The organism is Psychrobacillus lasiicapitis (genome assembly GCF_006861795.1).
GTDB lineage: Bacteria > Bacillota > Bacilli > Bacillales_A > Planococcaceae > Psychrobacillus > Psychrobacillus lasiicapitis.
Genome location: NZ_VDGH01000004.1, coordinates 182,474 through 197,180 on the forward strand (window position 1 = coordinate 182,474; position 14,707 = coordinate 197,180).

A 14,707-nucleotide genomic window follows, 5' to 3' on the forward strand; every position below is an offset into this window, starting at 1 on the left:
AGTAATGGCAACAAATACACAAGTGAAACAACAATTAGCGAATAAGGTTAACGGTGGCTTACAAAAAAATGTTCCTCCAGAGCAAACATTAAATGCGCTGTTAAAGCGCATGGGTCCAGAAATCCAACGAGCATTACCCAAACATATGGACGCAGACAGAATCGCACGTATCGCTCTTACAGCGGTACGTACTACACCTAAGCTACTAGAATGTGACCAGACATCTTTCTTAGCTGCAATAATGCAATCTGCGCAACTCGGAGTAGAACCAAACACAGGATTAGGACAAGCTTATTTAATCCCTTATGGCAAAAACGTACAGTTCCAACTAGGTTATAAAGGGTTAATCGATTTATCGGTGCGTAGTGGTCAATACAAAGCGATTTACGCTCATGAAGTGTACGGAAATGATGAGTTTGAATTTCAGTATGGCTTGAATAAAGACTTGATTCATAAACCATCTACCACTCCAGAAGGTGAACCAATCGGTTACTATGCTGTGTATCACTTGAAAAACGGCGGATTCGATTTTGTGTACTGGACAAAAGAACGCATTGATCAACATGCTCAAAAGTTCTCACAAGCAGTACAAAAAGGATGGACAAGCCCTTGGAAAACTAATTTCGATGCAATGGCAAAGAAAACAGTATTAAAAGAGGTACTTAAATACGCTCCAAAATCCATTGAGTTGCAGAAGACGATTGAAGCAGACTCAACTATTAAAAATGAAATTTCGGCTGATATGAGTGAAATTATCGATGTTACTGACTATAGCGTGATTGAAGAGCAGGAAGAGCAAAAAAAAGAAGATGGAAAAATGCCAGGTCAAGTATTTGAGGACAAGCTAGTTTAATTCGGAGGGGGTTTCCCCTCTAATTCTTATCAGGCAAAAATGAGGAGGAAGTGTAATGGCGAGACCGAGAAAACAAGGGCTGGATTACTTTCCACTTGATGTAGATATCGACCAAGATGACAAAATCCAGTTGGTCGAAGCCGTGCATGGTCCAGTCGGATTTGCAGTAGTAATCAAATTATTAATGCGTATTTACAAAGACGGTTATTTCTCTAAGTGGACAGAAACAGAACAATTACTCTTTTCAAAGAGAGTTAATGTTGACATTAATATCATTAATGAGGTCATTAATGATTGTGTTAAATGGGATCTATTCGATAAAAGTATATTCGAAAACTACGGGGTACTTACGTCTAATGGTATACAATCGAGATTTTTAGAAGCAGTAGGACGTAGGCAAAAGGTTGAAATGGTGCAAGAATACCTACTTTTGGAGTTAGAGGACATTAAAGTATACAAAAACCTCTCAATTAAAAGCATTAATGTAGACATTAACTCGATTGATGTAAACATTAATCCCCAAAGTAAAGTAAAGCATAGTAAAGAAAAGAATAGTAAAGAACAGCATACAAAAACAGATGAAATAGTTGCTGACGATTTAACAATAAAAAATTCTGAAATGAATGATGCAGGATTCGCGGTTATAACTCAATTTTACTTAACCAACATCGGACCTTTAACTCCTCATATCGGCGAGGAATTAGGACACATGTTTGATAACCATCCAGTTGAATTAATACTAGAAGCATTTAAAAAAGCACTGGAAGCAAATGCTACAAACAAAATACGTTATGCAAATTCTATTTTAACTAACTGGAAAAACCAATTATTAAAATCACTGGAAGACGTTAAAGCAGCTGATCAACGTAGAACGAATTCATTTGCTAATCAAAAAAGTACAAGGATTGAGTTAGTACCTGAATGGTTCGGAAAGGATAAGCGGCCAATGGAAAATGTAGCTGAAGAAGATGTTGATTTAGATGCTGAACGAGAAAAATTGAAGCGAGAATTACAAAAACTTTCAAAAGTGAGGTAACGAAAATGAAAGTAATCGTGGCAGTATGTGAGAATGATCGTTGCGAAATGGTAATCCACAAAGGTGACAGAGTATGGAACAAGGGCTCTGAACTGTATTGCTCAGGGAAATGTCTATTCGAGTCATTCGGACACGTTAAACAAACGGTTTTGTGTGAAAAACAGGTTGTTGGAGGTACGAGATAAATCTTACAAAATTATTTGAAACTCAGAGGGTGCTAGATGATTGAATCATGCGACAAAACCTGAGCTGAGAGGTCAAAATAATCCGGATTGGAAAATACTCGTTTTGCAAGTTGAACTAGGAGAATGTGCGAATGAGTGGAGAGGGTTTAACCTCTTTAATTATAAGGGAGTGGCAGCATGGCGGAGACAAAGACTAAATATAACAGTAAAAAAATCGAGCTAGATGGGCATGTTTTTGATTCTAAAATAGAAGCGCAATATTACGAGGAATTGAAGTTGCAACAGCAGCAAGAAAAGATATTATTCTTTCGACTACAACCAAGATATGAGTTGCAAGAAAGCTTTAGGAAAGATGGTAAGCTACATCGAAAAATTGAATTAGTTGCTGATTTTGAAGTACATCACACGGATGGTTCAATTGAAGTAGTAGATGTTAAAGGTTTTCAAACAGAAACATTTGGAGTTAAACGTAAGCTCTTCGAAAAGAAATATCCTCACAAGTTAAGTCTATTGACCTTTTCACAAATCGATGGTGGTTGGATCGAGCTAGATGACTTAAAAAAGGCCAGAAAGGAACGGAAGAAAGCAAAGCAGTTGTCAGTATCATATTAAATTCCTTATACGATATAAGTAGGAATGAAATGAATGGTAATACTAGTTAGATTCTAAGGGTAGGGTAACTTCTGTTTTAAGTTCAGTTTCATGAGAGCTCAATAATGCATCAGTTAAAAAAATAAGATCATTTAAAATAAGCTCTTTAATATGAAGATCAGGACATTTGTAATAATCATCTACAAGTTGATTAAGTTCTTTATACATCAATAAAATAGTCATAAATACACTCCTTCATAGTTCCTTTTTCTTAGTTCCATTATGCTCTATTTTTTATGGAATTGTAAGTCGAATTAAAAAATTGATATTCTCATTTCGTAAATTAAGTACAACAACTGGTATTCATCCTTTCTTACGGTATTCCTTTATAAAAATAAAATAAATAAAGGTGCTGTATAGAAGGCTAATAGCAACGATTAATGTAATTGGATGCATGGCCCACCTCGTTTGAATTAAAAACAACAGAACCTAGATCGGCAAAAATCAACAGAGCTTACTATGAACTGCTTTCGGTTCTGTGTAAGCATTATTAGCAAATGAAATTAAATTTATACTTTAGGGTTCATAGAAACGTTGCAGTAGACACAAACTGTGTATTAAAAAAGAGCAATGATTAGTTAAAACTAACCATTGCTCAAAGCATTTAACAATTGCAGATCATTAATACGTTTCCATCTAAGTCTTGAAAGTTAAAATAGGCAAAATCACCAATACGTTCTATTTCTCTAACAACTGTTATCCCATGGTTTTTGATAAATTTGTATGCTTCATCTATATCTTTGACGAAGAAGTTAAACAAAACATGGTTTGAAGGATTTAATTTGAAGCCTGGATCGAAAGTATGATCATCTAAAGTAAGCCCTGTATCACCTGAAACAGGGATATTGTAAACAGGCGATGATACATGATCCTTTTGAAAAGGTATACCAAGTAGTTTGCTGTACCATTCGACGGATTTTTCTAAGTTACTAACATGGATAAAAACATTATTTACCTTACAAGCAATTGGAGAAGCAATCAAATTCATAAACATTCCACCTTTTCTGTTAATAAAATAAATTATTCGATAGATAAAGAAAAAAACCTTTAAAAATTTCAAGAGAAGTAAGATGCAGTTCGTAGACTTAGAGAATTAGAAGAGGGGGAAAACAGTGGATGGTTTTGTAATATACCTATCTAGTGAGAGTTACCGAAGTAGTTCAAATGACTATGGTTATTGGACGGGTAAAGTATTCAGAGGTGAAGATGTAACATACCCAGGTTACGAAGATGATAAAACCCATAACAATGTAAAAGTATACACAAGTAAAAAAAGAGCCGAAAATATGGCGAAAAAGTTGGAGAATAGATGTACCTATGTATTCACTGCAACAGTCGAAAAAGTAGAGGATTAATATACAGTTCGTAAATAAAGCGAAGTAAAGGGTGGTTTGAATGGCATCCGCAAGAACACGATTGAGAAGCATTCGTAAAAGAGCGAGTAAGCGAACGGATCCTAAGAACAACATGATTGAAATTGCTGGTGATGACTTCTGGTGGATTATGAATCTTTTTTATCAGGCCGACAAAATTGAACTGTTGGAAACTAATCTGAAACTGCAGGAAAGAATAAAAGAATTAGAGATGGAGGAAAACTCATGATTAACCGAGTCGTATTAGTTGGAAGGCTCACAAAAGATGTTGAGCTTAGATATACTCCTTCGGGAGTAGCGATGGCAAGATTTACACTAGCTTGTAACAGACCATTCAAAAGTGAAGGTGGCGAGCAACAGGCAGATTTTATAAACATCATCGTTTGGAGAAAGCAAGCTGAGAACACAGCAAACTTCTTGAAGAAAGGAAGTTTGGCAGGTGTTGAGGGACGTATTCAAACAGGCAGTTATGAGGGCCAAGATGGTAAGCGTGTCTATACGACTGACGTTGTCGCTGATAGCGTTCAATTCCTTGAAACGAAGAATGGACAGGCTAACCAAAACAACGGTACTACAGAGCAACCTAACGACCATCAGCGAAGCCGTTCAGAGTACCAGCACCCACAAACTCAGCCAAATTATACGAGAGTGGAAGAAGATCCATTTGCTAATAGTAGTGGACCCATCGAAGTGACCGATGATGATCTCCCGTTCTGAGTGAGGTGATATCATGAATTACTATTTGTTTGAGGATGATAAGCACAGAGTCAATATGATATTTCAAGAGTCAGAGCTAGAAGCGTTTGTATGGTACTGGAAAGAAGGCTATGACATTACGAAAATAGCGAAAGAAATGAAGAGGAAGCCGATTGAAGTGTTGTTACTGGCTTTAGATAGGGCGGAAAGGAAAGATAAAGCGTAGGAAACATAGTATTTTTGGATAACAAAAAAGACAGGACTCCTCCTGTCTCGCACAACTCAATTATAACACAATGGAGGGGTCTTGATGGATACAAACAATTTAGAAATAGACACTAGAACTATGCAGTTAACTGTCGATATAATGGATATACCTACCAGTTGTGTGATAGTAATCTGTGACGGCAAAGCAAAACTCAGAGAACTTCCGACTCACGGTGAATATAAGATTGTGACGCACCAAGGGAAAGTGAAGAGGATGAGGACGGAAATGGGGGAAGAGTTTTGAGTGAAAGTAAACTTGAAAAGAAAATATTATATACTCTTGTCTGCGTGTTACTAGGAATATTGCTAGCGCTGATTTTAAGAATGAATATCACTCTTTCAGAAATTAAGATATCAAGTTCTCTAGCTACTTTTTTAGGAGCTCTAGCAGGTGCTGGAATATCAGGTGGTACAGCAATTTATGTAATGCATAGAGATATCTCTTTTAGAAAAGATGAAAAACAAAAGGAAGCAAAAGATAACTTTGATAAATCATTGGAACTAATTCGAATGTGGACACGGTCTTATTTATTAACTGTCGGTAATATAAACAATTTTATGAATTTGAATGGAGGCAAAGCAAAACAGTCTTTATTGCAAGAATTAGAAGCCATTAAGAAATGTAAAGCTAGTCTAGATAATATAAATGATGATTATATACCTAGAGATATATATAAACATTTCCTTGAGTTAAAATCTTATATAGAACTAAAATATCACCAGTATAGCGCTTATGTATCTACGATAGAACTTACCTATGGCGATGACGAGGTTATTGTTGTCAAAGAGAATGAGTCTTTAAAAGAATTTCTTATTGATAATTATAAACAAGACAAAGAAAGTATTAGATCTAGATTTTTTGAAATTTCAAATTATAAAATTTAATTATAAATGTTCTACCAGCCAACTGGAGGACAACATTTGATTACAGCAACCGCTGTGTCATTTGTTGTCTTTTTTTATATCAAAAGTTAAATAATGTTGAAAGTAGAAAACTCTTTTCTGATATAATGGAACTATATAAAGAAAGTGACATTAGATTCATATGAAAGTAGGTAAATCAAAGTGAACCACCATAGAGAATTTAAGAATGTAACGCATCAGGAAAAGGATATGAGGAGGACACGTAGGGAAGAAGGGAAAGATCTTGAGTAAGGACAGTAAGAATATATTTTATATTATTCCAATTATCTGGTTGCTAGGATTTGTTTCTTTATTGGTTACAATATATTTTTCTTCAATAATAACTTCGATATTTAATTGGCCAAACATTTTATATAATTACTTTAATATTTTTCAGTCTAATGATGAGGATATCAAGGCAAATATCTTTATTACTGTTATAGTAATTTGGTTTCTGTTATCATATTTTGTTTATTTGTTATTTGTAAAATTTTTAATGAAAAAATCTTTGAGTTTTCAAAGGAGGTATTTAGAGTTAAATTTAAAGAGGATTGTAGCCATATTAACTATTATGATAGCTTATTTAGGCTTTATTCCACTTTTTCTAACGTTTATCGTTATTGAGCAAAATGTAATCACCAGTATAAGTAATTTCTATTTATTAGTATTCATGGGTTTAATTTTACCTTATACAAATTTTATTTTAAACGAATCTAAAATTTCAGATAGTCAGTCTAATTTTCAAGAAGAAAAGGATGAAGTCATGAAATATGATGTATATAAAATTAAGAGTTTAAAGCTTCATTTTACTTATACTGCTATAATTTTGATATTACTTACTTGTTTGGTAGGGGGGTTATCATTATATCGTCAGGACCTAGCAATTTCAGGATTATCAAATGCTTCTTTACTTTTATCTATAGTTCTAGCTGTAATTGCTATTTTAATAACACTTTGGGATGTAGCAGGACAAAAACAAAATGTTTATGATATGAAAAAAGAAATTGAAAAATTAAATAAAATTGTGAGGAAATCTTCTAATTTTTCTCAGGAACTAGAAGATGGTTTATCAAAGATAGAAGGTATGAATAAAGAGAATCTTAGTTTGTTAACATCTTTACAAAAGCTAATGATAGAGAGTAAAACAAATGATAAACCTGAGGAGTTTTATGAAAAAGTAGAAGAGTTATTGAATTATAATAATTTTATTAATAATTACAATACTATTAGTGGTTCTAGAGATATAAAGATTGCAAAAAAAGAAATTATGAGATATGTTCTAACAAATCCTGGATTAAATTCTAATGAAATACTATATAACTTTAAAGGCAAAAGTCCTTCACATTATCTTTTTTATAAAGATGCTCTAAATGATTTAATCTTTAGTAAAGAACTAGAGGTAGACAACGAGGGGAAGTTGAAAATAACATTTTAGTCCACCCAGCCAACTGGAGGACAACAAACGATTACAGCAATCGCTGTGTCATTTGTTGTCCTCTTTTTTATTTCATCTGAGGGAGAGAAGGGAATGGGAACGTTACAAACAGAACTAGTCGAAAAAGGGATAAAACAAGCTACTAGGGGTGAGTTAGTCAATCCGAATACAAAGACGAGTAAGAAGGGTAAAGAACGCTATTCTCGTAGGGAAATTGAAGAATTGATGGGGTGCAATCGACAAACGTACATAAGAGTTAGTGGAGCGATTCGAAATAAACGATAGGAGTGATTGATATGTTCAAAAGCAGAAATTCAATAGCATCAATAATCACAGATTACCAAATGATGAAAACAGAGATAGAAAGACTAGAGCGTATATTGTATGGTTATAAAATTCCTATGTATGATTGGGGTGTCGCTCAATACGGATTAGATGCTGCTATGCCGAAAGGTTCTTCAGGTAAGAGTGAAGCTGAATTAAAAAAAATGGATATTCGAGAACGAAAACAATTAGAGCGACTTACTTATATGAGGTACTGCGTACACATATTAGAGAGTTTCACCAACTCATTTGCAGACTTACGAACGAATATTGTTTATGATCACATTTTAGATGGTTGGACGTATCGACAAATTGCTGGCGAACTAGGTGTAGGCGTCACTTACGTAAAAGAAAGAAAGCATCAAATAATAGAAATCATTGTAAGCGCACGAAACGCACAGAACGCACAAAAAGCACAAGACGACCAATATTTGCTAAAAGAAAAATCTGCGGTGTAAACTGGAAGGAGGGTCGGCTAGGTAGGTCCCCCGGGCGAAAAATAGTTTTCGTTTACCATCTTACGATGCTTTGTAGGAGGATTTTCACTTTCTTTGGCGAATATTGTCAATGGGAGGTGAGAATATGGCGAATGACACAAAAGATATTATTGTAGCTATATTAAAATATTTAGAAGACTCTTTAGACGAGGAGAGAATAGACTTTAATAAAGTAAATCCAGAAGCGTTAGGTATTTCTGCACCTAAACACAGCAGAATCTTAAGTATGATGATAGAAGAGGGCTATATAGATGGCTTAAGAAAAATTCCAACTTTAGGAACTACTTACAGTGGCTACAAAGCTTTGGAACCTCGAATAACTTTGAAGGGAATAGACTATTTAGAAGCGAATAAACCAACTGCAAAGGTATATACAATTCTAAAAGAAATAAAGGAATGGATTCCTGGTTATTAAACATGCACGTTTAAGCATCTCAACGGAGGTGCTTTTTTTATGCCATAAAAAGCAAATAGCATAATGGGGTGATGCCATTGATTGAACAGAAATTAACTATGAAACAACAGGCGTTTGCAGATAACTACATCGAGCTGGGTAATGCTACAGAAGCTTATTTAAAGGCTTATCCGAATGTAAAAAAAGAAGCAACAGCTAGAGCTAATGGAAGTAGGCTGCTAACAAATGCTAACGTTTCTGCCTATATAGAAAGCCGAATGGAAGAATTAAAGTCGGAACGAGTTGCAGATCAACAAGAAATTTTAGAATACCTAACAAGCATTATGCGTGGAGAACAACAAGAACAAACGCTTCGAGGTATGGGTGAAGGTTATCAGTCGATAGATGATATAGACGTCAGTGCCAAAGACAGAATCAAAGCGGCAGAAATGCTTGGTAAACGATATGCGATGTGGACTGAGAAACAACAAATAGATGGCTTAGTTCCAGTGACGATTGTGAATGATTTAGATGACTAACGTAAGCTTAAAGAAAGTTGTTGGTGGAGGATACAAAGATTACTGGAATTATAAAGGTCGTTACCGAGTAGTTAAAGGTGGCCGTGGTTCTAAAAAATCTACAACTACTGCATTAAACTTTATTGTGCGAATGATGGAAAATCCAACTGCAAATTTATTAGTTATCCGGAAAGTTTTTAAAGATCATCAAGATTCCACATACGCTCAATTAAAATGGGCAATCAATCAATTGGAAGTAGCCCATTTATGGGAAGCAAAGTTGAGCCCGTTGGTCATCATCTATAAACCTACCGGACAGAAGATAATGTTTCGTGGATTAGATAGTCCGATGAGTGTTACCTCAATCACAGTAGATAAAGGATATTTATCTTGGGCGTGGTTCGAGGAAGCGTTCCAGGTAGTAGATGAAGATGATTTCAACAAAATAGATATGTCTATCCGTGGTGACACTGGAGGACTATTCAAACAAATTACGCTTACGTTTAACCCGTGGTCAGATAAACACTGGTTGAAGAAGCGTTTTTTTGATGTAGAAAATCCAAATGTCTTAGCGATGACGACCAATTACCTTTGCAATGAATTCTTAGATCATTCGGATATCGATTTATTCGAATGGATGAAGAAGCATTCTCCTAGACGTTACAAAATTGAAGGTCTTGGTGAGTGGGGTATTGCTGAAGGCGGCATTTATGAAAATTGGAGAGAGTTTGCATTCGATAAAACAGAAATCGCTAAAAGAGAAGGAATTAAAGCGGTGTTTGGACTTGACTTCGGTTATACAAATGACCCGTCAGCATTGGCATGTGCATTTGTAGACGTGAAAAACAAAGAGATGTTTTTGTTTGATGAAATGTATGAGAAAGCTTTGTTGAATGATGAAATAGCTAAGAAAATAACTGACAAAGGGTATTCGAAAGAACTGATTATTGCGGATTCCTCTGAACCTAAGTCAATTGTCGATTTAAGACGGTATGGCTTACGGAAGGTGAAGGCTGCAGACAAAGGACCAGACAGTATTAAAGTCGGCATCCAATTTATTCAACAGTTCAGCATATTCGTACATCCTACCTGTACAAATTTCAGCATAGAGCTAGCCAACTATGTTTGGGATAAAAACAAGGAAGGCAAGCCAATCAACAAACCGATTGATGAATATAACCACTTACTAGATGCATTGAGATATAGCTTAGAACCTATTAGAAAACGCACTAGAAAAACAGGATAAACAAAGGGGGGAGATAATTGAACACGTACAAGTATTTAAAAGCCTTCCGTGAAAAAGGTGCGGATCCATCGTTAATACAAAAAGTTATCGAAGAACATAAAAGTACTAAAGAAAAACTACTGAAGTTTTACGAACGCTACAAGGCTTCTGTTACAGGAGTGCCAATTTTAACGCGAGAAGCTGTCGATTATGAGGACTTTGAAACAGGCGCCATTAAACGTATCGATAACAAAGTAAACAATCGATTAAACAACTCTTTCGATGCTGAAATCGTTGATACGAAAGTCGGGTACATGTTTGGTCATCCCATTGGTTACGATGTGGACGAGAAATCTAAAGACCAATTGCAGACATTAAAAGATGAGATTGAATTTTTCAAACTACGTAATAGTGTTGAAGATAAAGACAGTGAGTGGGGCAAGAAATCAGCTATTTGTGGTTATAGTGCACGATTAGCTTACATCGATTTAGATGGGAAAGAGCGTATCATCAACATTGACCCTTGGGAAACAGTCATTATCTCAGCAAGTGATTACACAGAGCCGGAATTTGCAATCAGATACATCAAAATAGATGATAACGAACAGCGTGTCGAGTTTTACGACGACGCTTATTTTTATGTCTTTGAAACAGGAGCAAACGGACTTGTAGAAGTTGAGAAAAAACTACACACATTTGAATATTGTCCGTTATTTGGCTTGCCTAACAACGAAGAACTAATGGCCGATGCTGAAAAGGTTTTTTCTCTGATTGATGCGTACGATCGTACTCTTTCTGATGCTTCCAATGAGATTGAGCAATACAGGCTAGCGTATCTGATACTGAAGGGGCTTGGTGCTGATGATGAAACGTTGGCAGATTTAAAGAAGTCAGGAGTAATTGAGCTATTTGGTGATAACGATGAAGTGAAATACCTCACTAAAGACATCAACGACACAATGATTGAAAACCATTTGAACCGCTTGGAAGAAAACATACTTCGATTTGCCAAGTCAGTGAACTTCTCGGACGAATCATTTGGTGGAACCATTACAGGTGTCGCTATGAAGTACAAGCTCATGTCCTTAGAAAACAAATGTATCACGATGGAGCGAAAGATGGTTTCTGCTTTGCGATACCAGTTCAAAGTACTGTGTAGCGCATGGTCCAAGAGAAGTATTTGCGAGAAGGAAGACTATTTGAAGGTGTGGTTTAGCTTCAAGCGTAATATCCCAGTGAACTTACTGGAAGAAGCACAGACGGCTGTCATGTTGAAAACAGTCACATCTGAGAAAACGGCTATATCGACGTTATCTATTGTTGATGATGTAGATTACGAGTTAGAACAACGTGAGCTAGAACGTGACAGTATTCCTCCTTTGATGGATGGTGAAGATAATGGATCTGGAACAGTACAGTGAAAAGCTTGAGAAATGGGTGGATAAAGAGCTTTCAAAGATAGAAGGTTCTATTCGTCTTTTTTATCGCCAGTTGGTTAATGTTGCATTGTCAGAGCTGGGTAAAATCTACGCTGATTACGAGGAAGACGGACAGTTAACTTACGAGAGTCTAATTAAGTACGACCGTTTGAAGAAGTTCATTGATTCATTGAATGAACACGTCGATACGATGTCACAAGAAACACAGAAAAGCATAAGCGCTCATTTAGCAGAATCATATGTTTACTCTTACGCATGGATGGGTTGGGTTATTGAAAGTGAAGCTCAAAAGAACCTTCAATACAAAACTCTGAAAGCGGAACAAATTAAAGCTGCCATCGATAACCCTGTTAAAGGTCTCACGCTCTCTAAAACGCTCGAAAGAAATAGACGTGTAATAATCTATAAAATCCAACAAGAGGTCACACAGAGCCTTGTCAGAGGTTCTACTTATAAGGAAATGGCTACAACTCTAAAAGATACGTTCGAGGGTGATTACAACAAAGCTATTCGTGTAACTCGTACAGAAACCCATCGAGTACGTGAGCAAGGTACTTTAGATAGTGCCAAGCGAGCGAGTTCTAAAGGCGTAATCATGTTGAAGAAGTGGCGAAATATGAAAGACAGTCGTGTTAGGAAGTCGAGCAAAGCAAATCATCGGAAGATGGATCAAAAAAAGATTCCTGTTGATGATTTATTCGATTTAGGGAATGGAGAACGAGGTGTAGCACCAGGTAATACGGGTTATGCACATCATGACATCAACTGTCGATGCATCTTGGTTTATGAGATTGAGAGTATCAAGGGACAAACGAATGATGATCTTGCTCAGCAGACGTTTGAGGATTTTAGAGAAGCAATGGAGTCGTAGAAATACGGCTTTTTATTATGCAATAAAGGTGGTGGTGAGTCTTGTTTTTCGTTATGTCAAATTCGAGAAAGGTACGGTGATCCACTATCTCGGAACTATCCGATAAATAGTGCTTATCCTTGCACTTACTGGCTTGTACTGTAAGGGCACATGAGAGGGTGTTATAAATGCCGACTGAAATTACAGTCAAAACTAATCCAGATGGTTATTTGAGTATTGAAGCGAAGGGACATACGAAATCGGTTGTATGCGCTGCTGTTTCTACTCTTTTGCAATCATCTGTACGTTATTTGCAAGATTTAGAAGAACAATTTCCGCAAGATTTATCTGTAAAAATAATCGAAATGAACAAGTAGGCTCGAACTACTTGGCATAGGAGGAAACCAAATGTTAGAGATGAAGAAAAAAGAGCGTTTAGCCGTAAAAATCAATCAGTTTGATGGTGATTCAATTACTTTTGATCAAGTAAAAACGTTTTTAGATACGCACAAGGATAGTGCAGAAGTGAAAGCATACTACAAGTCGAATGTATTGACCGCCGATAACGTAAAGACGTTCTTAGAAACTAGTGAAGCAAAGAAAGTATTGCAACCTAAACTGGATGCACACTTTACTAAATCACTTGAGACATGGAAAACGAACAACCTTGATTCACTTATTGAAGAAGAGGTTAAAAAACGCAATCCAGATGAAACACCAGAACAAAAACGTATTCGTGAGCTTGAAGAAAAGCTACAAAGCCAAGAAAAAGAAAGCAAGCTTTCAAAATTAAAAGAGACGGCATTAAAACATGCGACAAAACAAGGCTTAGATAGCGCATTTGCTAGTAAATATATCGAAAGATTCATAGGTGATGATGAAACAGCTACAACAACATTACTCGATGAATTAAAAACAGATCTTGATGGACTTGTTAATACTCAGGTAGATGCAAGGTTCAAAGAAAATGGCCGTCACATTGAACACGGTAGTGGAAATGCTAACGTAGGTTCAATCGATATTGGCAAATTAGCTGCAGATGCAAGCATTAGAAATTAGGAGGAAAACATACATGAAAAACAAACAACTATTAAAGGCAAACATTAAGCAATTCGATTTTAATCCTGATAACGTCCTATTGATGGATGCTAAAACAGGAACAATCCCAACAGAACAAGGAACGTTGGTTCTAACGGATTTTATGCAGAACTCAGTTGTTGCTCAAATAGCAACTTATGAAAATATGACGAAACCAAAGAAAGAATTCACGTATTTAGCTGATGGTCCTGGAGCTTACTGGGTAGGTGAGGCAGAACGTATTCAAACAAGTAAAGCAGAATGGCTAAAAGCTTCAATGGAAGCGAAGAAGCTTGGTGTAATCATTCCAGTATCAAAAGAATTCTTGAGATATTCTGTTTCTGATTTCTTCAACGAAGTTAAACCGATGATTGCTGAAGCTTTTTATACAAAATTTGACCAAGCAGCTTTATTCGGAAATGGTTCTCCGTATACAGCTGGTACATCAGTATGGGAACGTATTACAGCAAGTGGGAACACAATCGAAATTGGTTCTACACCGAATCTTTATACTGATCTAAACGGTCTTGTTGCTCTTGTAGAAGATGGAGACCATGATGCTAACGGTTTCACTACTACTCGTAGGTTCCGTCAAAAGTTACGTGGTGCTGTAGATGGTCAAAATAAACCAATTTTCAACGATACAACAGCAGGTGCAGCTAACCAAGTATTAGGCATGCCAGTTGGTTATGTAGACGGAAAAGCATGGGATTATAGCAAAGCTGAACTAATCACAGGAGATTGGAAGTATGCTCGTTACGGAATCTTACAAGGCATCGAGTATGCTATCAGTGAAGATGCTACTTTAACGACTATTACTGCTGATGGTGGTCCAGTTAACCTATTTGAACGTGATATGTTTGCTCTGCGTGCTACTATGCACATTGGATTCATGACTTTAAAAGACGATGCGTTTGCGGCATTAACTCCAGACGTAACACCTTAATGACAGGCGATTAAATACCGCCTGTCTTTTTATATTCT

Annotated in this window: 22 protein-coding genes; 20 read left to right on the forward strand and 2 right to left on the reverse strand. The window is 36.2% G+C overall.

The genetic code is table 11. The features are described 5' to 3' along the window. The first annotated feature begins 4 nt into the window (after positions 1-4). The 3 genes from FG382_RS08270 to FG382_RS08280 all read left to right on the forward strand — a co-directional run bounded on the left by FG382_RS08270 (position 5) and on the right by FG382_RS08280 (position 2,686). Positions 5-853 (forward strand): recombinase RecT, encoded by an 849-nt coding sequence (locus FG382_RS08270; protein WP_142538424.1) that lies wholly within the window; start codon positions 5-7, stop codon positions 851-853. Positions 854-908: 55 nt separating this feature from the next. Then, complete coding sequence (locus tag FG382_RS08275; RefSeq protein ID WP_142538425.1) at positions 909-1,889, forward strand: Lin1244/Lin1753 domain-containing protein; 981 nt, start codon at positions 909-911, stop codon at positions 1,887-1,889. A 362-nt stretch (positions 1,890-2,251) separates the two neighbouring features. Continuing rightward, positions 2,252-2,686 carry a DUF1064 domain-containing protein gene (locus FG382_RS08280; protein ID WP_142538426.1) on the forward strand — a complete coding sequence of 145 codons (435 nt, stop codon included), beginning with the start codon at positions 2,252-2,254 and terminating at the stop codon, positions 2,684-2,686. A 42-nt stretch (positions 2,687-2,728) separates the two neighbouring features. Here FG382_RS08280 and FG382_RS08285 read toward each other — a convergent pair whose 3' ends face one another. Together FG382_RS08285 and FG382_RS08290 are read right to left on the reverse strand one after the other, a co-directional pair. Further along, complete coding sequence (locus tag FG382_RS08285) at positions 2,729-2,908, reverse strand: hypothetical protein (RefSeq protein WP_142538427.1); 180 nt, start codon at positions 2,906-2,908, stop codon at positions 2,729-2,731. A gap of 421 nt (positions 2,909-3,329) precedes the next feature. Continuing rightward, a complete protein-coding gene (locus tag FG382_RS08290) occupies positions 3,330-3,713 on the reverse strand; it encodes a VOC family protein (protein WP_142538428.1) in 384 nt (127 codons plus the stop codon). A 124-nt stretch (positions 3,714-3,837) separates the two neighbouring features. Here FG382_RS08290 and FG382_RS08295 point away from each other — a divergent pair, with 124 nt between their 5' ends. The 17 genes from FG382_RS08295 to FG382_RS08375 all read left to right on the forward strand — a co-directional run bounded on the left by FG382_RS08295 (position 3,838) and on the right by FG382_RS08375 (position 14,669). Further along, the gene (locus FG382_RS08295; protein WP_142538429.1) at positions 3,838-4,080 is read left to right on the forward strand and encodes a hypothetical protein; all 243 of its coding nucleotides are present in this window, start codon (positions 3,838-3,840) and stop codon (positions 4,078-4,080) included. Positions 4,081-4,120: 40 nt separating this feature from the next. Continuing rightward, entirely contained in the window at positions 4,121-4,327 is a 207-nt protein-coding gene (locus FG382_RS08300; protein ID WP_142538430.1) for a hypothetical protein, read from the forward strand. Next, positions 4,324-4,815, forward strand: coding sequence for a single-stranded DNA-binding protein (gene ssb / locus FG382_RS08305; protein ID WP_142538431.1), 492 nt, complete (start codon positions 4,324-4,326; stop codon positions 4,813-4,815). Before FG382_RS08300 ends, ssb begins: the two co-directional genes overlap by 4 nt. A gap of 13 nt (positions 4,816-4,828) precedes the next feature. After that, a complete protein-coding gene (locus FG382_RS08310) occupies positions 4,829-5,020 on the forward strand; it encodes a hypothetical protein (protein ID WP_142538432.1) in 192 nt (63 codons plus the stop codon). Positions 5,021-5,104: 84 nt separating this feature from the next. After that, a complete protein-coding gene (locus tag FG382_RS08315; protein WP_142538433.1) occupies positions 5,105-5,305 on the forward strand; it encodes an XtrA/YqaO family protein in 201 nt (66 codons plus the stop codon). Continuing rightward, positions 5,302-5,946, forward strand: a complete 645-nt coding sequence (locus FG382_RS08320; RefSeq protein WP_142538434.1) for a hypothetical protein — start codon at positions 5,302-5,304, stop codon at positions 5,944-5,946. Before FG382_RS08315 ends, FG382_RS08320 begins: the two co-directional genes overlap by 4 nt. Before the next feature lie 262 nt (positions 5,947-6,208). Continuing rightward, positions 6,209-7,399: a hypothetical protein gene (locus FG382_RS08325; protein WP_142538435.1), complete on the forward strand. Its 1,191-nt coding sequence runs from the start codon at positions 6,209-6,211 to the stop codon at positions 7,397-7,399. Positions 7,400-7,492: 93 nt separating this feature from the next. Continuing rightward, positions 7,493-7,684, forward strand: coding sequence for a hypothetical protein (locus FG382_RS08330; RefSeq protein ID WP_142538436.1), 192 nt, complete (start codon positions 7,493-7,495; stop codon positions 7,682-7,684). A gap of 11 nt (positions 7,685-7,695) precedes the next feature. Further along, complete coding sequence (locus FG382_RS08335; protein WP_142538437.1) at positions 7,696-8,181, forward strand: sigma-70 family RNA polymerase sigma factor; 486 nt, start codon at positions 7,696-7,698, stop codon at positions 8,179-8,181. A gap of 124 nt (positions 8,182-8,305) precedes the next feature. Beyond that, the gene (locus FG382_RS08340; RefSeq protein WP_170206479.1) at positions 8,306-8,635 is read left to right on the forward strand and encodes a YjcQ family protein; all 330 of its coding nucleotides are present in this window, start codon (positions 8,306-8,308) and stop codon (positions 8,633-8,635) included. A gap of 98 nt (positions 8,636-8,733) precedes the next feature. Then, positions 8,734-9,153, forward strand: a complete 420-nt coding sequence (locus tag FG382_RS08345; RefSeq protein ID WP_229677371.1) for a terminase small subunit — start codon at positions 8,734-8,736, stop codon at positions 9,151-9,153. Further along, entirely contained in the window at positions 9,146-10,378 is a 1,233-nt protein-coding gene (locus FG382_RS08350) for a PBSX family phage terminase large subunit (RefSeq protein ID WP_142538440.1), read from the forward strand. The genes FG382_RS08345 and FG382_RS08350 overlap by 8 nt, the downstream gene beginning before the upstream one ends. Positions 10,379-10,395: 17 nt before the next feature. Beyond that, positions 10,396-11,778 (forward strand): phage portal protein, encoded by a 1,383-nt coding sequence (locus tag FG382_RS08355; RefSeq protein WP_142538441.1) that lies wholly within the window; start codon positions 10,396-10,398, stop codon positions 11,776-11,778. Next, positions 11,756-12,667: a phage minor head protein gene (locus tag FG382_RS08360; protein ID WP_170206480.1), complete on the forward strand. Its 912-nt coding sequence runs from the start codon at positions 11,756-11,758 to the stop codon at positions 12,665-12,667. Before FG382_RS08355 ends, FG382_RS08360 begins: the two co-directional genes overlap by 23 nt. Before the next feature lie 167 nt (positions 12,668-12,834). Then, positions 12,835-13,023: a ribosomal-processing cysteine protease Prp gene (locus FG382_RS08365; protein ID WP_142538443.1), complete on the forward strand. Its 189-nt coding sequence runs from the start codon at positions 12,835-12,837 to the stop codon at positions 13,021-13,023. Positions 13,024-13,054: 31 nt separating this feature from the next. Then, entirely contained in the window at positions 13,055-13,705 is a 651-nt protein-coding gene (locus FG382_RS08370; protein ID WP_142538444.1) for a capsid assembly scaffolding protein Gp46 family protein, read from the forward strand. 13 nt (positions 13,706-13,718) lie between these two features. Further along, a complete protein-coding gene (locus FG382_RS08375) occupies positions 13,719-14,669 on the forward strand; it encodes a phage major capsid protein (RefSeq protein ID WP_142538445.1) in 951 nt (316 codons plus the stop codon). Positions 14,670-14,707: the final 38 nt, after the last annotated feature.